Origin of the sequence: Planctopirus limnophila DSM 3776 (assembly GCF_000092105.1) — a bacterium.
Classification (GTDB): Bacteria; Planctomycetota; Planctomycetia; order Planctomycetales; family Planctomycetaceae; genus Planctopirus; species Planctopirus limnophila.
The window spans coordinates 3,077,519-3,098,551 of the sequence record NC_014148.1; the positions used below are offsets into that span (position 1 = coordinate 3,077,519).

Here is a 21,033-nt window from a genome sequence, read left to right on the forward strand (position 1 = left end):
ATAATTGATTCGAGAAATCCGAACAAGGCGAGATCCTCAGCCGAGACATCGATAGTACCGGCAGATTACGCTGCATGATCATGGATCACCCCTGCACCCAGATTGCCCAAACCGCCAGCACTTCCTGTTTTCAGAATCTTTGAGTGGGTGGTGATGAGCTCAAGTGTTTTTTCAACAGCTCCACTTTGATCAAGAACGAGTTGCTGAGCCGCCTGACCCTGGAGAATTCGCTGCTGAGGGTTCTCCAGCAATTTTCTGACGAAAGTTGCGAGATCGGCACCGCTGGAAACCACACTTGCTGCCTGGTTGGCCAGGAGTAAGTCCACTGTCTGCTTGAAGTTCTGGGTGTTGGGGCCAAAAAATAGTGCTGCGCCATAACCGGCCGGCTCAATCATATTTTGCCCGCCGCGATTGGTCAGGCTGCCACCCACAAAAGCCAGATCAGCCAATCCCCAGGCGGCTCCCAATTCCCCAAGTGTATCCAACAAACGAATGGGAGGGAGCTCATTATGCGGGGAGTTGTGCGGAGTGGGTGATGTTCTCCGCAGTGGCTGACAACCTTTTGCGAGAATCAGTTGAGCCACTTCTTCAAAGCGTTCCCGATGCCTGGGGACAATCATCAACTGCAGGCAAGGAAATTCTTTTCTGAGTGATAACCAGGCATCGATTGCCAAGGCTTCTTCCGGATGTTGTGTGCTGCCCGCAATCCAGACGATATCCTTGGAATGAAAGCCGAAGTGCTCCCGTAAAGCAATCGTTCTGGGATTCTGTCGGCAGGTTTCAATGCGGTCATATTTGAGATTTCCAGTCACAACAACGCGTGAGGCCGGAACTCCAAGTTTCTCAAATCGTGCGGCATACTCTTTTGTCTGGGCTCCGACGCAGGAAATCTCTTTCAGCAGCCAGCGGAAAAATCCGACAAAGCGGTGATAGCCCCGAAAGCTCCGTTCGCTTAAACGACCGTTAATCACCATGACAGGGACGGCTTGCTGGCGAGCAGCCAGAACCAGATTAGGCCAGATTTCCAGTTCAACGAGAACAATAGCCAGTGGTTGCAGTTGCCTGATCGCCCGGTTGACACTCCATGAGAAATCGAGCGGGAAGTAACGTACCTCGATCTGTTTCGCCCCCAGATCGCGAATCATTTTCTCGGCGACACCCCGGCCCGTCTGTGTGGTGACAGTCAGCACAACTGGAACCTGCGGGTAGAAGCGAATCCAATCCGCGATCAATGGTTTGAGGAGGAGAACTTCCCCCACACTGACGGCATGCAGCCAGAGAGGCCGCCCGTTGTCCGGAGACGCATCCACCCTTTGCGAAAGACGGAGATCGCCCAGAACTTTTTCGCGAAACCCTTCGCGGTACTTTCCATGCACCAGTCGATTCCAGAGAATCCACGGGCTGGCGACCAGCAGTAGTGCCAGATAACCGAGATTCAAAGACCGGCTGACCAACCATTCCATGTCGATTCTCGATTCCGCTGCATGCTGAACAGGTTTGCCGGCGATACCGCAGTCAAACCGGCGATTGCAATCGAATCGGTCAGAAGCGTCAATCGGAAGTCGCGCGGTTGATTAAAGGGTAATGTCCACTCAGGTGGATGTGTTTGTGTCGAGCGGATGATTTCCTGCAGTTTCTTTCAGCATTTTGCCCCAACCTGGATGCTGGGTCGAATAAATGCTCGAACCTCCAGCCACCAGCCAGGCCGAAAAACAGGCTGCGAAGACGTACTCGATCCGATCAGGCCCGAAGAGTTCGATGGCGAGTACACTACTGGCCAGAGGCGCATTGGTTGCTGCCGAGAACACGGCCACAAACCCGAGAGCGGCAGCGACATCGACAGGTAATAGCCCCGTCTTGACTGCAAGCACATTCCCCAGTGCGGCCCCAATGAAAAACAAAGGCGTCACTTCGCCCCCTTTGAGGCCGCAGGCCAAGGTGAGAATGGTGAGGAGGAGTTTGCAGAGCCAGCTCCAGTCGTGAGCACCACCCGCTCGAAAACAACTGCCAATTGTGACCGCATGAGGATTGAGGTTTGTCGTCCCCAATCCCAGATAATCTCTGCCCACCACGAACTCGGCCACGAAGACGACGACCAGACTTCCCACGGCAATTCGGCGAATAGGATCAGGTAAAAGTTTGGCATACCAGCGACCGGCCAGATGCAATCCTTCAGAGAACCCTTTGGCAACCAACCCGGCAACAGCTCCCAGGAGTATGATCAGCCCTACGATTCCCAGACGATGCAGCCAACCTGATGGATTCAGTTCTGCCCAGTCCACAGGATAATGCAGATGAGTTCCCCCGACCGTCGTGCAGACAAAATCGGCTCCGCAGGAAGCGAGCAGGCACGGCAGGATCGCAGAGGTCGGCAGCCTTCCGACCGAAAGGACTTCCGCAGCAAAGATCGCACCGGCGACTGGTGTTCCAAAAACGCCACCAAAGCCAGCGGCCACCCCCATTAACAGGATCTCGCGATAGTCTTCACCCAGCCACGGTTTCGTCCAGCGGGCCCAGATGCCTGCCAAACCAGCTCCCATCTGGACGGCAGTTCCTTCGCGACCTGCCGAACCACCACCGAGATGCGTGAGAATGGTGGCAAGCACAATCAATGGTGCCATAAACCAGGGTAACCCTTTCATCGGGTGCTGAATTTCCGCGATGACCAGGTTATTTCCCTGCCCGGCTTCTCGCCCGAAAAACAGGTACAGCCAGGCAGAAATCGCTCCCCAGAATGGCAGCGACCAGAGCCAGTACGGGGAGCTCTGCTGGGTTCTCGTGGCGAGATCGAGGAGCCAGAGGAAAAGTGCGCTCGCACTCCCGACTGTTACGCTGAGCATGGCACTTGTCAGCAGCCAGCGAAGGAGCAGCAGTGCATGCTCATTGATGAAATCACGCCGCTTGTTCAAAGCAAATATCCTGGAAAAACTGCAGATTCAGCCTGGAGCTCCCTGTTCGATGAGACTTATAACAAGCCTGTTTCTCCACGAAGCGAGCAAGTGGCTGCGTGAAGTTCATGACTGGCGTTCCGTCCGAACCTTTTGAGTAATTCTTAAGGTCTCAAACTGAGTCGAACTGCTGCTGATACAGGAAAACCAATCGGGAAGACAACCTCGACTGCCAAAAACGCCATGCCTGATTGCGACTGCCAAGCTGGCACTGACTGCTTCCGCATGGAAATATTGACATTCTCCACAACCATTTTGAGATGAACAACTTGTGGCGGGTTATCGAGTTTGAACGGCGAGCTGGCACTTAAGTTGCGGATTGTTCATCATGAGCGAGATTGACCCTCTTTGGCAGAACGCCTAAACTTTTTGCTGTAAGAGTTTACGTTGATTTGACTTGGCAGTCACAATGGTCTCGGGGAAACGATTGAGCTGGTTGACGAATCTTTCGTGGTTCTTCTGAACTCGAATTGATGAGCGTTAACGAGCAACCCATTACTCCACTGCCAGTTGTGCGTGATGGCAGACTGGCAAACACGGATGGATGTCTGATGGAATTGATTGACAAAATTGGTGATGCGACAAATGCGGTCATCAGCGGTGTGGAACGGACTCTCACCCGGTTGTTCGGCTCATCGAACGAGCGGCGTGTGCGGCAGATTGGCTTTGTGCGCGATCGCCAGGGGGCCACAACGATCACTCCGGGATCCACGCTGGATCAGATCAATCAGCTTGAACCCGTCATGGAAAAGCTAACGGATGACGAGCTGAAGCAGACCACTTCCAGGCTCAGAGCCAAATTGAGTGCGGGTCAGACACTCGATGACATACTGCCGGAAGCCTTCGCTGCGGTACGCGAAGGTGGCAAGCGTTTCATGCGAATGCGTCATTACGACGTGCAGATGGTGGGGGGCTTTATCCTTCACAAAGGCATGATTGCCGAAATGATGACGGGGGAAGGTAAGACGCTGGTTGCGACTTTGCCGGCCTTTCTCAATGGGCTGGCGGGAAGTGTGCATGTCATCACGGTGAACGACTATCTGGCACTGCGAGATATGGAATGGATGGCCCCTCTCTATACGGGACTAGGCCTGACTGTCGGTGCCATTCAATCCAACATGCGCGAGCCTGAGCGTCAGAAGGCCTACGCCTGTGATATTACCTATGGCACGAACAACGAGTTTGGCTTCGATTATCTGCGCGATAACATGAAGCCGCGTAAAGACCTGCAGGTTCAAAAGCGCCGCCAATACGCGATTATCGACGAAATTGATAACATTCTGATCGACGAAGCCAGAACCCCGCTCATTATCTCAGGGCCGGCTCACGACGATGTCACGAAGTATCCCAAAGCTCACCGTATCGGTCTGCAGCTCAAGCGGGATATTCACTTTGAAGTCAAAGAAAAAGAACATACCTGCCATCTGACCGATGAAGGGATTCGCTACGCTGAAGAACTGGCAGGAGTGGAGAGTTTCTATACAGCGGGCAATATGGAATGGCCGCATTTGATTGATAACTCACTGCGGGCGATTCATCTCTACAAGCGGGATGTCAACTATATTGTCGAGAATGATGAGATCATCATTATTGATGAACATACTGGCCGTAAGATGGAAGGCCGTCAGTGGAGTGATGGCCTGCATCAGGCTGTGCAGGCGAAAGAAAACGTTCGTATTAAAGAAGATACACAGACCTTCGCTACGGTGACATTACAAAACTTCTTCAAGCTGTATCCTAAGCTGAGCGGTATGACCGGTACCGCCATGACGGAAGCCAACGAGTTCTGGAAGATCTATAAACTCGATGTGGTCGCCGTCCCTACAAACAGACCGACACAGCGCATTAACTACCCTGATGCGATCTACCGCACCGTTAAAGAGAAATGGGATGCGGTCATCGAAGAAGTGAAGGAAGTTCACGCGACAGGAAGACCAGTCCTTGTGGGAACGGTCTCTATCGAGAACTCGGAGCATTTGAGCCGCAAGCTGACACAGCAAGGTGTGAAGCACAACATGCTCAACGCCAAGTATCACGAGCGGGAAGCTGAGATTATTGCTCAGGCAGGCCGGTTGGGTGCAGTGACGATTTCGACCAATATGGCCGGTCGTGGTACGGATATTATTCTGGGCGGTAACCCTGAATACCTGGCTTGGGATGAGCTAAAGAACACTTATGTTTCGCGACTTGATGTCCCGAAATCGGTCTGGAATGAAACAACAAAGCGTATTGCTGTCCGTGAAGGAATGGACAGCGAAGGAAAAAAAGTTGCCGAGCTGGGTGGCCTGCATGTGGTCGGTACCGAGCGGCATGACAGCCGGCGAATCGACCTGCAGTTACGCGGTCGTGCGGGTCGGCAAGGCGACCCGGGTTCCAGCCGGTTCTTCCTGTCGCTCGAAGACGACCTGATGCGAAAGTTCGGTGGCGAGTGGGTGAAGGACTGGCTCACGGCCATGGGGATGCAGGAAGGTGAGCGTATTGAAAGCGGTATGGTCACTTCTCGTATTGAAGCTGCCCAGAAGAAGGTCGAAGAGCGACACTTCGAATCGCGTAAGCATCTGCTCGAGTATGACGAAGTCATGGATGAGCAGCGCAAACGCGTTTATGGCTATCGGCAATCAATTCTCGATGGGGCCATTTGCCGCCCACTGATCCTGAATATGATCGACCGGCAGTTGAACCGGTGGACGAAGACCTTCCTGAGTCCGCAGTATCGCTGGGAAACTGCTGCTAACTGGGCGGGACAGAAATTTGGTGTTCAGGTTGATGCCAGTGATGTCCGGGATATGGACTACGACCGGATGGTTGATTACCTGCGTGATCAGGCCGAGCGGCAGGCGGAAGATCAGATCCGCGAGCAGATGGAGGAAAATCTGCCAGCTGATCTGGATGATCGCGAACGCAACTGGTCGGCGATGAGCCGGTGGGTCAACAACCACTTCGGCATCAATACCAATGATCGCGAACTGCGTAAAATCGGTATCGATGAGCTGCAGATTTATCTCTACCAGCGGGCGAAAGATGCCATTGGACGATATGAGTTTGAACCATTGACTGAATATTTGTCTGAAGACTGGGGACGCCGCTCATTGGCTGGGTGGATCCAGCATCAGTTCGGGCTGGATATTCCGCCACAAGAGTTCGAAGGTCTCGAACCACCGGCAGCGGTAGTTCATATTCGCAGCCGGATTCTGGATCATTACACACGTAAAGAGATCACCTTCCCCGTATCGGTGGGGATGTCGCAATTCCTGGCGGAAACGGGTGGTCAATCGACAGAGCGCTATGATCGCAGTGGTCTGGTCGCGTGGTCGAATGCTCGTTTCCATACACGCTTTTCACCGGATCAGTTCGATAATCTCTCTCGAGCAAGTATCGAGTCGGCTTTGATTCTGAAGAGTGAGCAGTTTGCGCCACCAGCCGGAATTCTCGAAGAAATCCAGCAACTGGTGATTCAAACCTGTGGCGAAGTTCCTGAAGATCGTGATCTCGACCCTAATAAGGCGAGTGCGAAAACAACAGCGAAAACGCCCAAAGCTCCATTCCGTCCGATCAGCCCCGAGGCGGCACATCGTCTGGCTCAATGGTCGAATGATCGGTTTGGATCGGAACTCGAAGCCGATGATTTCGAAGATAAAGATGTCACCAAGGCGCGCGATTATCTGATTGAGCAGTTCACCCGGCGCTATCGACCGGAACTGCATACTGCTGAGCGGATGCTCATTCTGGAATGCCTCGACGGGGCCTGGAAAGATCATCTGTATTACATGGATCACTTGCGATCGAACATCGGACTGGTGGGTTATGCCCAGAAAGATCCGAAGGTCGAGTACCGCCGCGAGGGGATGCGCGCCTTCGAGCAGATGTGGGATCGAATTGGCGATCAGGTGACGGGTGCCATTTTCCGCATTGAGGATGTCAGCCCGGACTTCGTTGGCTCTTTGTGGAGTGTGACTTCAGAAACGCATGCCGCTCCGGGATCTGTGGCTGATCTGTCGGAGGACGGTAGCTCCAACATGGTGGCTCACCGCGGTGAAGGTGCCAATGGCAGCCCGGTGGTAGAAACCATTCGCAACAGCAGCCAGCGTGTGGGGCGTAACGACCCCTGCCCTTGTGGCAGTGGTAAGAAGTTCAAGAAGTGCTGTGGTCAATAAGGGCTTAGTCCTCGTGCCTGAGCCGTCAGTCAAGAGACAATTCGTATGGATTGAGGGATTCACTGCACAATAAGCCATCAAAATCGAAACCATCAAAATTGGCAGAATCGCTCAGGCTTCGAGTAAGGCAGAAAAATTCGGATCGGCTATCATTCTCACACGCTGCTCAACCTGTGGGCTCACCAGAAACTGCTCACAGCAGCCTGCTGGAAGACGAGGTAACTGCCAGCGAACAGAGAATCGACCCCATTGATTGCGAGAACGACTGGACAATTCGGGTATGCAGACGCTCTCGGAGGCTAATTCCAACCTACGGACTGATGAATCGACGGAATCTCCCCGCCCCGCCGACCTGCATGATCGTCTTTCGTCCATCAGCTTCGTCAGTCTTCTGGCCGTTCAGTTTTTGACGGTGCTGAATGATCATACATTCCGCTGGCTGGTGGTTCCTCTGGCCAAACGCCTTTTCCGCCATACACCCGGGAAAGTTTCTCTGGCAGAAGATGCTTCGATGCTGGCTCTCGGGCTGGCCGCCTTCACGTTGCCATTTCTCTTTCTGGCAGCGCCGGCGGGTTATCTCGCAGACCGCTTCAGCAAGGCCAAGGTCATTACCTGGTGCAAGCTGGCGGAAATTCTCATCATGCTGGCGGGCTTTGCGGCTTTGGGCTTCAGCAACATCCCACTGCTTTTCATCGTGGTGGCACTTACGGGTGTGATGAATGCCCTGTTTGCTCCAGCGAGGCAAGGGAGCATCCCGGAACTTGTCCACGATGGTTCGCTCTCGCGTGCCAACGGGTTGATGGGGCTGATGAACGTTGTCCCCTGTGCGCTGGGTTTTCTTTTAGGAAACCTGCTGGCGACACTCGCTCAACCGGGCGAAAGTGACTCCATTTCGTGGCAATCGCTCAGTACGGCGTTTGTGGTGATCATGTCGATTGCCGTGCTGGGCTGGGTAGTCAGCCTGGGGATTCGCAGGGTGCCGGCTGGTGATCCGGAGTGCCGCTTTCCGTGGAATTTTCCAGTCGATACCTGGCAAAGCCTGAAGCTCCTTTCGAGTGATGTTTTTCTCGCCCGGACAGCGTTAGGTATTGCCTTCTTCTGGCTGCTGGCCTCGATGGCGCAACTCAACATCGACACGTTTGCCGGTCATGATCTGCAACTCAAGCAGTGGCAGGTGGGTGTTTTTGGCATGGTGCTGGTGCTGGGTGTCGGCATCGGCAGCCTGCTGGCGGGTTATCTCTCGGGTGGCCATGTCGAATTGGGATTGGTGCCAATTGGCGCCATGGGTATTGCTATCTGCTCTGTCGTGTTGTATCTCGCTGGCATTGTGAATGACGATCACCGTCTGATTGCCTTTGAACTTTCGGTGGCTGGTCTGTTTTTCCTGGGTGTATTTGCCGGGTTATTTGATGTTCCACTGGAAGCTTATTTGCAGCATCGCAGCGAGCCCAAAGTGCTGGGAAAAATTCTGGCAGCGACGAACTTTCTGGCATTCTCCGGAGCTTTGGCTGCAGCGGGGATCTTTTATTTCTTACTCGCCGTTTTGCAACTCAGCCCGGCTGCGGTATTTCTCGTCTGCGGGATTGGGACAGTCCCCGTCGCCATCTACGTCATGTTCTTGATACCAGGTGCCATGTTTCGATTTCTATTCTTTATCTTTACACATTCGTTCTATCGAATTCGCCGCTATGGTGAAGTCAATATCCCCGAAAAAGGGGGAGCGCTGCTCGTCTCGAATCACGTCACGTGGGTCGATGGCATTCTGCTGATGACGATGACTCCACGACCTGTGCGGTTCATTGCCTATGCCGACTATGTGAATAATCCGTGGCTGAAATGGCTGGCACGAATTTTTGAGGTCATCCCCATTAAGGCGGATGGTGGGCCGAAAGCTCTCATTGAATCGTTAAGGACAGCCCGCAAAGCCATTGAAGAAGGACATGTGGTCTGTATCTTTGCCGAAGGGGGTTTGACCCGCACCGGCCAGATGCAGCCTTTTCAACCTGGTTTTCTCAAGATCATTCAGGGGACCAATGCCCCGGTGATACCGGTCTATCTCGATGGTTTGTGGGGGAGTATTTTCAGCTTTAAGGGCGGAAAATTTTTCTGGAAATGGCCAAAGCGTCTACTCCTTCCCGTCAATATCCTCTACGGTCAGCCCATTCACGAACCCAAAACTGTTCATCAGGTTCGCTCAGCAGTCCAACTTCTGGGAGTCGAATCCGTGCAAAAGCTTAAATCGAAAGAGCCTTCCTTGCTGGCGGGATTTATCAAGACCTGCCGGAGTGCCGGTAGCCGCATTAAGGTGGCTGATTCTGGCGGCATGGAACTGACAGGGACCAAACTGCTGATTGCCACGCTGGCATTTAACCGGTTGTTCCGCCGAGAGATTCCGGGCAATGAGCAGGTGGTCGGGATCCTCCTCCCACCGACAGTGGGTGGAGTCCTCGCGAATGTGGCACTTTCCCTGGCGGGCAAAGTGACTGCTAATTTGAATTACACCCTTTCCGATGCACAGCTCAATGCGTGCCTCGAACAGGGCGATATCAAGACGGTCATTACCAGCCGCAAAGTGCTGGAGAAGAGAAACTTCCAACTCAATACGAAGTTCCTGCTCCTTGAAGACTTGAAGCCGCAGATCTCGACTTTTGACAAGTTCTGTGCTGCCCTGGCTGCTTACACCATGCCAGCTTCGTTATTGCTGACCTGGCTGGGCCGCCCCACCCGCGGCACTGATGAACTCCTGACGTTGATCTTTACTTCAGGATCGACTGGCCAGCCGAAAGGGGTGATGCTCACCCACAACAATCTGAAGATCACTATCGACGCCGCCGACCATATTGCCCGGCTTGAAGCCGATGATACGGTTCTGGGAGTGCTGCCCTTTTTCCATAGTCTCGGGTACAGCATTACCTTATGGTTGCCCCTGTGCCTTCCGCCGCGTGTGGTGTATCACGTCAATCCGCTCGATGCGCGCGTGGTCGGGCAGCTCGCTGAAAAATATGGCGCCACGATTCTGCTGGCCACGCCCACCTTTTTGCGGTCGTACCTCAAACGTTGTGAACCGGCACAGTTCTCCAAACTCGACCTGGTGGTGGTGGGAGCAGAAAAGCTTCCGAATGAACTGGCGAACGAGTTCAAGGAGAAGTTTGGCGTCTTACCTTCAGAAGGTTATGGCGCGACAGAAACCACGGGCCCGGCATTCGTCAACGTGCCTGATCATCGTTGCGAGTTGACCTCGCAAAAGGGAACCAAGCTGGGAACCGTGGGCCGACCATTGCCAGGCTTTGCCGTGCGAATTCTGGATCCGGAGAATGGTCAGGAAGTGGGTGTGAACATCCAGGGGCGCGTCCAGCTCAAGGGTGGCAACGTGATGGCGGGCTACTGGAAGAATCCCGAGAAGACCAGCGAAGTTCTGCAGGATGGCTGGTATGACACGGGCGATCTGGGAGTGCTGGACGACGAGGGTTTTCTGACGATTACGGGCCGCCTTTCGCGATTTTCGAAGGTCGGTGGCGAGATGGTGCCGCACCTCCGCGTGGAAGAGCTGCTGCTGGAAATCGTCAAGACCTCGGACGATGAAGGAGCCCTGCCCCTGGCGGTGACGGCTGTTCCTGACGCACAGCGTGGAGAACGGCTGGTTGTGGTGCATCGTCCTTTGGCTCAGCCGGTTGCCGAAATACTGCGTAAACTGGGCGAAACAGGGATTCCCAACCTCTGGATTCCTGGGTCTGACAGCTTTATCGAAGTCGAAGCTGTCCCGATTCTGGGGACTGGCAAGCTCGATCTGAAGGGGATTAAAGACTGTGCACTGGCTCGCTTCGGCCCCAAGGCATAGTGCAATGCGCTCATGAGCATGCGCATCTGGACATGATCAATGCCAGCAGAAGAACCCGAGCGGCAAAAGTTGCCGAAACTTCACCCAATCCGGATAACCCGCACAGTTGCAAGGGGAGTGATCAACGACTAACATTCTTCAAGTCGTTACGAACCTGACGCCGATGTAGTGTGTCAGAGGAAATGACGAACGCGATTCGCTGGAAACGGTGAATTGAATCCATCAAGTCACTGACCCAGTGTGACTATGGAAACATGGGGGATTAGCTCAGCTGGGAGAGCGCTTGCATGGCATGCAAGAGGTCAGCGGTTCAATCCCGCTATCCTCCACTTGAAAGGCCCTTAAACCAACAGGTTTAAGGGCCTTTTTCGTTTGCAGCTTCTCAGCCCACTCACGATTTGTTGAGCGGCGGCTCAATTCGCAAGGGCTTGGGTGAAGGTCTGTTCCAGACTTGTACTTTCGAGGGCGGCCTCGACTGCGCTGGATACGCCCAAGCCTGTTGCAGGTCTGATACAAGCTCAATCAGGCGGCAAGGAACCAGCCGGTGGCGTGGCAGAGCTGGAACTGGGATTGGTTGTAGTCGACGACTGCGTTGAGAAAGGTGCGCTGGGCCACGCGGAGAGCCTGGATCGACTGCAACACTTCGATCGGCAAGCCTTGAGCATTGCGGATCCGGTCGAGGTTGAGATCAAACGAACGCCTCGCGGCAATCACACCCAGACGACAGATCTCAATGCGCTCGCGGCGTTTGATCACCTGCGTGTGAGCGTCAACAACTTCCCTGGCGACAGTATCCATCAGAGACACGTTGCGCCATTGGGCCTGACGAACTGCAGACGATGTCTGTTCGCGGGCGGCTTTCTCCCCGAAGCCCAGATTGCGGACTTCCCAGTAAGCCATGGCATCGGCATCGAGGCGGCCGTTGCTGTTGGTGATATCACTGCCAAAGCCGCCACCAAAGCCGCCGTAGCTGACGCCGAGCAACACACTGGGGATCAGCGGGGCATAGCGTTCCCGCTTCATGCGTTCGATGGCTTCACAAACGAGCTGCTGCTGCTCAGCAAGTTCCGGCCTGCGGGAAAGACCAGTGGCGACGTACTCCCCCGCTGTTCCCTGCACAGTCAGGATTTCCAACGGAATCACCACGGGTTCTCCGCTGGTAATCGTCATCGAAGGATCGGTATGCAATAGAGCGGCCAGCCGTGCGGATGCAGTGACCACCGCCTCTTCGCTCTGGACGACTTCATCTCGTCTGACGGCGACCTCTGCCAAAACTCGCTCGTTATCGGATTGCAGGCCCTGACCTGTCCGGGCGTATGCGGTCGTCACTGAAGAAAGCTCTTCTGTGTGGAAGAGCGCCTGCTGGGCAATGGCCCGATCCTGTTCGGCTCGCACAAGCTCCAGATAGGCGAAAGCGGCATCACGCAACGAGTCGTTGCGGGTGGCTGCCGCGCCATATTGCCGGGAACTGGCCTGATGAGTGGCAATGCGTGGCTGGAAAATGGCATCAGTCAAATGAAATTGAGCCAAAAGGCCTGGTGCTATGGGCGAACCGGCACCCACTGCTCCGGCCCCCATGCCGCCATAGAATGAACTGCGGCTGGTGTTGAAGACTCGCCCGGCGACATCCTGGATCGCCCCGTCATGATGATTGTAATTCAACCCCGAGCGAATCGATGGGAGCCACAAGGTATCGGCCTGTTCGACACGGGCATAAGCCTCGTTGATTCGCTCCCGTGCCAACGCGATGTTCGGGTTCTGAACATCGGCGAGGTAGAGAATGTTCCCCAGGCTCAACTGATATGCACTCGCTGAAGGCGCTGTATTGAAACGTCCCGCCTGTTCCTCAGTCGCGAGCGTGGCATCGTTGTAGCCGGGCGGGATTTCATCGACGGAAGTTTTTTCACTGGAGGCGAGTGTCACATAGGTGGTATCGCTGATTGGTTCGTCGCTGAGTGGTTCGCTGCTCTCAATGCCTTCGCTTATTGATGCAGCGGCGGCGGAAGATTCCTGTGGTGGCTGTCGATTCTCGAATCTGTCCTCAACGGCCAAAAGATCACTCGCTACATGGCCAGTTCCTTGGCCTGTATTATCAGAAATTGCAAACCCTTTGAAAAAGTGATGTTGCCCTGAGTATGGGGTTCGAACAGGCTGCGGAACAAAGTTCTCGACAATCAGAGTTGGCCGACGTCGTCCTCCTTTGATTCGCTCGTATGAGACGAATTGATTTTGAGGAATTCGATGATGGCTTCTCGATTTTGGCTGACATGCCTCTTCATTGCCGGATTCTGCTTATCCGCGTCCGCCGCAGACAAGCCAAATATTCTCGTGATCATGGCGGACGACGTCGGATGGATGAACGTCTCTTCCTACGGCGGCGACATCATGGGTATTCGCACGCCGAACATAGACCGCATCGGCCAGGAGGGCATTCGCTTCACGTCGTTCTATGCGCAACCAAGTTGTACAGCCGGACGAGCGGCATTCCTGACCGGCCAGCTTCCTGTGCGGACTGGATTGACAACCGTCGGCACACCCGGTTCCCCGGCCGGATTGCAAAAGGAAGACATCACGCTCGCGGAGATTCTCAAGACGAAGGGCTATTCGACTGCCCAGTTCGGCAAGAATCACCTCGGTGACCTCGAAGAGCATCTGCCACACCGGCACGGCTTCGACGAGTACTTCGGCAACCTTTACCATCTCAACGGCAATGAGGATCTGGAAGATCCGGACCGGCCGACCGATCCCGAGTTCCGCAAGAAGTTCGATCCGCGCGGAGTCGTTTCCGGCACGGCCGATGGCCCGACGAAGGATGAGGGTCCATTGACGACCAAGCGGATGGAAACCTTTGACGATGAGATCGTCGCCAAATCACTCGATTTTCTCGACCGCAAGGCCAAGGATCAGAAACCATTTTTCCTCTGGCACTGCTCCGCCCGCCTGCATGTGTTCTTTCACTTCAAAGAAGGCGTTCGCGGGAAGTCGCGAGCCGGTCGCGAAGATGTTTACGGCGATGCTCTTGCCGAACACGACGGCCATATCGGTCAACTTCTGGCGAAGCTGGAGGCCACAGGCCTCGATAAGAACACCATCGTCGTTTATGTGACCGATAACGGGGCCTATCAATACATGTGGCCCGAAGGCGGCACCAGTCCTTTCCGCGGCGATAAGGGGACGACTTGGGAGGGCGGCGTTCGCGCCCCGTGCATGGTCCGCTGGCCCGGAGCGGTCGGTGGTCGCGTTAGCAGCGAGATCGTGGACATGACGGATCTCTTGCCCACACTGGCATCTGCCGCTGGCGAGACTGACGCCGTCGAAAAGCTGAAAAAGGGTGCCGACTACGGCGGCAAGAACTACAAGGTGCATCTCGATGGCTACGATCAGACGGCCCTCTTTACCGGCAAGAGCGACAAGTCCGCTCGCAAATTCGTCTTCTACTACGACGAGACCGTGCTCACAGCCATCCGCTACGAATCATTCAAGGTTACCTTTTCCATCAAGGAGGGCGGACATTGGGATGACCCGCTGGTCGGCCTCGGCCGACCGATGATCACCAACCTGCGGATGGACCCCTTTGAGCGACAAACCGGAGACGTGAACCGCCAGTATGCGGAACACAAGACCTGGGTGCTCACGCCGATCGTTGGCATCGCGGAGAAACACTTGACGACCTTTCGTGACTTTCCCGTCCGCCAGCTTGGGCTGAGTGCCCAGATGGCGAAGACGCTCGAAGGTATCCAGTCGCAGATCTTGAAACTCAAGCCGAATAACTAATCGATTCCCGAAGCTGAAGAATTCGTTCCATGAACATCAGATCGCTATTGGCCGTTCTCAGCCTCGCGCTGGGAGTCGGGTTCGCGTCAACGGCAGACTCTCAAGAGATTTTGCCTTTCCCCCCCGCGCCGTCCGGCTCCACTCCCGGGCTGACGATCCAGGATTCCACCTACAAGAAACGCGTCGAGCCGAAGCGGCTGGCCGAAAATGTGCCGAACATCCTCATCATCCTTATGGACGATGTGGGCCCGGGGACAGCCTCAACCTATGGCGGTGAGATCAACACGCCGACGCTTGAACGCGTGGCGAAGCTGGGTGTTTCGTTCAATCGCTTCCACTCCACGGCCATGTGCTCGCCTACGCGGGCGGCACTGCTCACCGGGCGCAATCACACCCGCGTCGGCAACGGTCAGATCGCGGCCATTGCCAACGACTTCGACGGTTTCAACGGCACAATCCCGAAGTCCTCTGCCACAGTCGCCGAAGTACTCAAGAACTATGGCTATAACACAGGTGCCTGGGGGAAATGGCACAACACACCGGAGGAACAGATCACCTCCAAAGGACCGTTCGAGTATTGGCCCACCGGCTATGGCTTCGAGTATTTCTATGGTTTTCTCGCGGGCGAGGCTTCGCAGTACGAGCCGACGCTGACCCGCAATACTTCGCCAGTTACCGAGCATCTCCCCCAAGGCTACCACTTCACGGATGACATCGCGCAGGACGCGATCACCTGGCTGCGGGAACAGAAGGCGTATGCGCCGGACAAGCCGTTCTTCATGTACTGGGCGCCCGGTGCCTCGCACGGTCCGCATCAGGTGATGAAGGAGTGGGCTGACAAGTACAAGGGGAAGTTCGATGACGGCTGGGACAAGTATCGAGAGCGCGTCTTCGCGAGGGCCAAGGCCAAGGGCTGGATTCCGCAGACGGCACAACTCACGCCGCGCCCAGAGTCGATGGCTTCGTGGGATTCGATCCCCGATGAGGAAAAGCCGTTCCAGCGTCGATTGATGGAAGTCTTCGCCGGTTTCACTGAGCACGCCGACTTCAATGCAGGCCGCGTGATTGATGAAATCGAACGCCAGGGCAAGCTCGATAACACGCTTATCTTCTACATTTGGGGCGATAACGGCTCTTCCGCTGAAGGGCTGTATGGCACGATCAGCGAGCAACTCGCACAGAATGGTATCCCGACCAAGATTTCACAGCACCTTGAGGCGCTGGAGGAACTCGGTGGTCTCGACGCGCTGGGCGGCCCGAAAACCGACAACATGTATCACGCGGGCTGGGCCTGGGCGGGCAGCACTCCCTACAAATCCACCAAGCTCGTTGGTGCGCACTTCGGAGGCACCCGACAGCCGATGGCCGTCGCCTGGCCGAAGCGCATAAAGGCGGACCCGACAGCGCGATCACAGTTCCACCACGTCATCGACATTGTGCCGACGATTTACGAACTGACCAGGATCACGCCGCCAAAAGTTGTGAACGGGTTCGAGCAAGATTCGATTGACGGAGTCAGCATGGCCTATGCATTGGGCGACGCCCAGGCACCGGGAACGCGGAAGACACAGTTCTTCGACATCATGGCCAGCCGCGGTATTTACCACGACGGTTGGTTTGCCAGCGCACCGGGACCGCGTGAACCCTGGGTGGGTGGGCTCCCAAAGGGAATCAAGGAGTGGTCACCACTGACGGACAAGTGGGAGCTTTACAACCTTGATGAAGACTGGAGCCAGGCGAACGATCTCGCCGCAACGAATCCGAAGAAACTCGAAGAGCTGAAACTGCTCTTCTTGCTCGAGTCCACGAAGAACAAGAATCTGCCCATCGGTGGTGGCTTGTGGTCCACCGCGCTGTTCCATCCCGAAGACTCGCCTGCTTCCGCGCTCACGGAATGGACATTCGATGCCCCGATCACCCGGATGCCAGAGTCCGCTGCGCCCAAGCTCGGCAAGCAGGACAGCCTGGTGAGCATGGAGGTGGACGTGCCAGAAAATGCAAACGGCGTGCTCTATGCCCTGGCAGGCTTTTCCGGCGGCATCACCTGCTACCTGAAAGACGGCTTCCTGTGCTACGAGTTCAATCTGTTTGAGATTCAGCGCACCAAGCTCAAGTCCAAAGACAAACTCCCGACGGGCAAGGTGAAAATTGAAGTCGAATCCAAGTTGGCGGCCAAAATCGGCGGGCCGATGGATGTCACGCTCAGGGTGAATGGCAAAGACGTGGCACAAGGCCGTGTGCCAGCCGCGATGTCCCTGCACTTCACGTCGAATGCGACTTTCGACATCGGCGCAGACTTGGACTCCCCGGTCTCGCTCGATTACTTCGACCAGGCACCGTTCAAGTTCAATGGCACGATCGGCGCCACGAAGATCGCCTATCCCAAGAAATAGTACCGGAATGTGATGCGAGACAAACTCAGTCATTCATATGCAGCAGTCAAGACGACCGCCTTGGGCGGTCTCTTGTTCCTGGTACCGATTATCGTCATCGGTATCGCGCTGGGTTACGTGTACAGCATTGCGGCGGGCAGCTACCACCATGTGAAGCCGTGGATCCCGTTCGACAAGGCAACCGGCGTCGCGCTCGTGTTCTGTTTGGCGACCGTGGCACTTTTGTTGACCTGCTTTGTGTTCGGACTCCTCGCACAACGGGCCATTGGACGTCATTTCACGCGGACAATTGAGCAGCAGCTGATCAAGGTCTATCCGAAATACGCGATTTATAAAGATCTGCTCGCTGGAAAACTCGGTGGAGATGACAACGTGCCGTCGTTGCGTCCCGTACTGGTGCGGAAAGAAGGCCTTCTCCTCTTGGCGTTTGAAGCGGATCGATTGGCTTCAGGACACGTCGTGATTTACTTCCCTGGTGCCCCCGATGCCTGGACCGGTTCAATGGCTTTGGTCGAGGGAGCACAAGTACGACCGATTAATTTGCCATTTTCCCAAATGATCGGCATCAGCGAACGCCTGGGACGTCAATCCAGTTCGCTGCTTGATGCCCTGGAGTTGGGCGAAATAGCCGCGTTTGATAGCTCGCCTGATTCCTTGAAGGCGTCTGTGTCCAAGGTGTCAAACTAGACGATCTGTTCGATGACTGGGAAAGCCATTATGCGACAGCGAACAATGACCAACACCGTGGTCGCCCTCATCTGCGGCATGCTTGGGAGCGGCCTGGGGATGTGCGGCACACTCACCGACGTACTTGGTCAAAACAAGGCGCGTCCAGCGCAGGTAGAAGGTACTGTCCTGCCGTTTCCGCCGGCTCCGACTGCCAGTAAGGCGGGGCCAACGCTGCAAGAATCCATCCATAAGCGTCGCATCGAGCCGAATCGGTTGCCGAAAGGCGCGCCGAACGTGCTGATCGTACTCATCGACGACGCCGGGTTCGGCGTGCCGGACACCTTCGGTGGTTTCGCGCACACGCCGACGCTGTCGAGATTGCGTGACGAGGGCATCAGTTACAACCGCTTCCATACCACATCGATCTGCTCGCCGACCCGTGCTGCTTTGCTCACCGGTCGTAATCACCAGCGAGTTGGAAATGGCACCATCGCCGAGCGTGCGGTGGATTGGGACGGTTACACCGGCATCATGCCGAAGACAGCCGCGACGATGGCAGAGGTGCTGAAGAACTACGGTTACAAGACATCTGCCTTCGGCAAATGGCATAACACGCCCGCCGACCAAACCACCGCGATGGGGCCGTTCAACTATTGGCCCACGGGCTATGGCTTCGAATACTTCTACGGCTTCCTGGCCGGAGAAACTTCGCAATGGGAGCCGCGCCTTGTCGAGAACACGACAGCCATCGAGCCGCCGCACGATGAGAACTACCACCTGACTGAGGACATGGCTGACAAGGGAATCACCTGGCTGAAGAAGCATCGCGCGTTTTCCCCGGATAAGCCGTTCCTCATGTACTGGGCTCCCGGCGGCGTCCACGGCCCGCACCACGTCACCGCATCCTGGGCTGACAAATACAAGGGAAAGTTCGATCAAGGTTGGGACAAGCTGCGCGAGGAAGTCTTCGCCCGCCAGAAGACGCTTGGCTGGATACCCGCCAGCGCTGAACTCACACCGCGAGACGCGACTATGCCCGCCTGGGGGGACATCCCTGAAGCGGAACGGGCTTTCCAAACGCGGCTGATGGAACTCTATGCTGGTTTCTGCGAACATACAGATGCTCAGGTCGGCAAGCTGGTCGATTTCCTCGATGAATCTGGTCAGCGCGACAACACGATCATCCTCTACCTTTGGGGCGACAACGGCTCGTCGGCCGAAGGTCAGAACGACTCTATTAGCGAACTCCTCGCGCAGAACCAGATCCCCAACACCATCGCACAGCAGATCAAGGCGCTTGAGGGACTGGGCGGCCTGAAGGCGCTGGGCGGACCATTGACCGACAACATCTATCATGCGAGCTGGGCCTGGGCTGGGAGCACTCCCTTCCGTTCTACGAAACTCGTCGCGGCTCATTTTGGCGGCACACGTAACCCGCTCGTCGTATCTTGGCCGAAGAGAATCAAGGCCGATAAGACTCCACGCTCTCAGTTCTATCATGTCAACGACATCGTTCCGACGCTCTATGACGTGATCGGCATCAAGGCCCCGAACGAAGTGAACGGGTTCCCGCAGGACCCCATCGACGGCGTCAGCATGGCCGCCAGCTTTGCCGACCCGAAGGCACCAGAGAATAAACACGTCCAGTATTTCGACAACAACGGCAGCGACGGCATTTACAAGGATGGCTGGTATGCCTGCACATTTGGGCCGCTCAGCCCCTGGCTGAATGCCCAGCCCGGACTCGATCAATGGGATTCCTCGAAAGCCGTCTGGGAGCTGTATGACCTCACCAAGGACTTTTCGCAGATGCACGACCTCGCGAAAGAGCATCCGGAGAAAGTCGAGGAAATGAAGAAGCTCTTTCTGGCACAGGCTGAGGAAAACAAAGCATTCCCCATCGGGGCTGGCATCTGGCTGCGAATCCATCCCGAAGACCGGATCAAATCACCCTACACGAGCTGGGTTTTCGATGACACCACCACCCGCATGCCAGAGTTCACAGCGCCCGCGTTAGGCAACCACAACAACATCGTCACTATCGATCTTGATTGCGGCAAGGAAGCCAGCGGCGTGCTCTATGCGATGGGCGGCTCGGGCGGCGGCTTGACCTGCTACATGGACAAGGGCTATCTGATCTTTGAATACAATCTCATGATCATAGACCGATCCATTGCGAAGTCGGCGGAAAAGATCGCCCCCGGCAAGCACACCATTGTCGTGAACACCGCACTCAGGGCCGCCAAACCCGGTGCGCCAGCCGACATCGTGCTCACTGTGGACGGCAAGGAAGTCGGTCGCACCACGGCGAAGATGACTGTGCCCGCCGCATTCACCGCCAGCGAAAGTTTCGATGTTGGCATTGATCTTGGCTCAACGGTCTCCCGCGACTACTTTGAACGGCGTCCGTTTAAGTTCGATGGAAAGATCAGCAAGGTAAACGTGGCATTGGAGTGAATTCGAAAGTCTACAGCGCAGAGCGATTCGCCAGTGCGAAAGGCAGTACTGAGTTTGAACATGAGTTCAATTCATGAGGCTGAAAGCTTCTCTTTGAAAGTTGTTATCGGACAGGAGTCGCATGACTTGATTCTGTTGAGAACTTGGGGTACCGGTGCCCGACTGAGGCAAAGAAAACGGGCCAAAGTCGCCCTGCAATTGAACTTGTCGGAGTCGAACAGGGACTGGTAGTACCCGGCCAGATAGAGCGGATCAGATCGAACGGGGTTGCGGATGTGCAAATCGTGATGATCAAAGATCGACGCAACCTATTGATGTGCATGGTGCCTCGGTCTACGAATCCTTTAATCGAGTTGAGACAGCTTTGGGGAGATTTCCGACAATCGCCCCTTGCTGGTTGCGGTAAGCATCGCCCCGGCCGAACGTCTCACACCGTCAAGATTTGCGAAATCGGAAGAGACACGAGTAGCGACGTGGTTTCTTGATTCCACGACGATACCCCTTCCGAAAAAAGTTCTATCGATGTCCTCTTGCCTCCACTTCAAAGGCCCTTAAACCAACAGGTTTAAGGGCCTTTTTCGTTTGCAGCTTCTCAGCCCGCTCACGATTTGTTGAGCGGTGGGTCAATTCGCAAGGGCTTGGGTGAAGGCTCTTTCCCGACTTGCTCTTTCCAGAGCGGACTCGACTGTACTGGATCCGCCAAAGCGTATTGCAGGCGTGATACAGCCTCAGTCAGGCGGCAAGGAACCAGCCGGTGGCGTGGCAGAGCTGGAACTGGGAGATCCTGCCAGATGTTATCG

9 protein-coding genes and 1 tRNA gene are annotated in these 21,033 nt (G+C 55.5%); 7 read left to right on the forward strand and 3 right to left on the reverse strand.

What is annotated here, in order from left to right; genetic code table 11:
- Nucleotides 1-65: 65 nt before the first annotated feature.
- Nucleotides 66-1,463 carry a 3-deoxy-D-manno-octulosonic acid transferase gene (locus tag PLIM_RS12190; RefSeq protein ID WP_013110623.1) on the reverse strand — a complete coding sequence of 466 codons (1,398 nt, stop codon included), beginning with the start codon at nucleotides 1,461-1,463 and terminating at the stop codon, nucleotides 66-68.
- Between the two features lie 129 nt (nucleotides 1,464-1,592).
- Nucleotides 1,593-2,909, reverse strand: a complete 1,317-nt coding sequence (locus PLIM_RS12195; RefSeq protein WP_013110624.1) for a chloride channel protein — start codon at nucleotides 2,907-2,909, stop codon at nucleotides 1,593-1,595.
- Nucleotides 2,910-3,499: 590 nt separating this feature from the next.
- Between PLIM_RS12195 and secA the strand changes: the two genes are divergently transcribed.
- The 3 genes from secA to PLIM_RS12210 all read left to right on the forward strand — a co-directional run bounded on the left by secA (nucleotide 3,500) and on the right by PLIM_RS12210 (nucleotide 11,269).
- Nucleotides 3,500-7,102: a preprotein translocase subunit SecA gene (gene secA / locus PLIM_RS12200; RefSeq protein ID WP_013110625.1), complete on the forward strand. Its 3,603-nt coding sequence runs from the start codon at nucleotides 3,500-3,502 to the stop codon at nucleotides 7,100-7,102.
- A 280-nt stretch (nucleotides 7,103-7,382) separates the two neighbouring features.
- Complete coding sequence (locus tag PLIM_RS12205; RefSeq protein WP_013110626.1) at nucleotides 7,383-10,940, forward strand: acyl-[ACP]--phospholipid O-acyltransferase; 3,558 nt, start codon at nucleotides 7,383-7,385, stop codon at nucleotides 10,938-10,940.
- 256 nt (nucleotides 10,941-11,196) lie between these two features.
- A tRNA-Ala gene (locus PLIM_RS12210) sits at nucleotides 11,197-11,269 on the forward strand.
- Between the two features lie 193 nt (nucleotides 11,270-11,462).
- Here the strand turns inward: PLIM_RS12210 and PLIM_RS12215 are convergent.
- Nucleotides 11,463-12,992, reverse strand: a complete 1,530-nt coding sequence (locus PLIM_RS12215) for a TolC family protein (RefSeq protein ID WP_013110627.1) — start codon at nucleotides 12,990-12,992, stop codon at nucleotides 11,463-11,465.
- Nucleotides 12,993-13,181: 189 nt separating this feature from the next.
- Here PLIM_RS12215 and PLIM_RS12220 point away from each other — a divergent pair, with 189 nt between their 5' ends.
- Genes PLIM_RS12220 through PLIM_RS12235 form a run of 4 tightly spaced genes read left to right on the forward strand, consistent with a single transcriptional unit; the run spans nucleotide 13,182 to nucleotide 20,233 of the window.
- Complete coding sequence (locus PLIM_RS12220; protein WP_013110628.1) at nucleotides 13,182-14,714, forward strand: arylsulfatase; 1,533 nt, start codon at nucleotides 13,182-13,184, stop codon at nucleotides 14,712-14,714.
- Between the two features lie 29 nt (nucleotides 14,715-14,743).
- A complete protein-coding gene (locus PLIM_RS12225) occupies nucleotides 14,744-17,107 on the forward strand; it encodes an arylsulfatase (protein ID WP_013110629.1) in 2,364 nt (787 codons plus the stop codon).
- A 12-nt stretch (nucleotides 17,108-17,119) separates the two neighbouring features.
- Nucleotides 17,120-17,794: a DUF502 domain-containing protein gene (locus PLIM_RS12230; protein ID WP_013110630.1), complete on the forward strand. Its 675-nt coding sequence runs from the start codon at nucleotides 17,120-17,122 to the stop codon at nucleotides 17,792-17,794.
- Nucleotides 17,795-17,824: 30 nt separating this feature from the next.
- Nucleotides 17,825-20,233, forward strand: a complete 2,409-nt coding sequence (locus tag PLIM_RS12235) for a sulfatase-like hydrolase/transferase (protein WP_013110631.1) — start codon at nucleotides 17,825-17,827, stop codon at nucleotides 20,231-20,233.
- The last annotated feature ends 800 nt before the right edge of the window (nucleotides 20,234-21,033 follow it).

Excerpts from the sequence above, each read along its gene's own strand:
- PLIM_RS12235 (WP_013110631.1), top strand. The coding sequence starts at position 17,825 with ATGCGACAGCGAACAATGACCAACACCGTGGTCGCCCTCATCTGCGGC.
- secA (WP_013110625.1), top strand. The coding sequence starts at position 3,500 with ATGGAATTGATTGACAAAATTGGTGATGCGACAAATGCGGTCATCAGC.
- PLIM_RS12220 (WP_013110628.1), top strand. The coding sequence starts at position 13,182 with ATGATGGCTTCTCGATTTTGGCTGACATGCCTCTTCATTGCCGGATTC.
- PLIM_RS12230 (WP_013110630.1), top strand. The coding sequence starts at position 17,120 with ATGCGAGACAAACTCAGTCATTCATATGCAGCAGTCAAGACGACCGCC.
- PLIM_RS12225 (WP_013110629.1), top strand. The coding sequence starts at position 14,744 with ATGAACATCAGATCGCTATTGGCCGTTCTCAGCCTCGCGCTGGGAGTC.
- PLIM_RS12205 (WP_013110626.1), top strand. The coding sequence starts at position 7,383 with ATGCAGACGCTCTCGGAGGCTAATTCCAACCTACGGACTGATGAATCG.
- PLIM_RS12190 (WP_013110623.1), bottom strand. The coding sequence starts at position 1,463 with ATGGAATGGTTGGTCAGCCGGTCTTTGAATCTCGGTTATCTGGCACTA.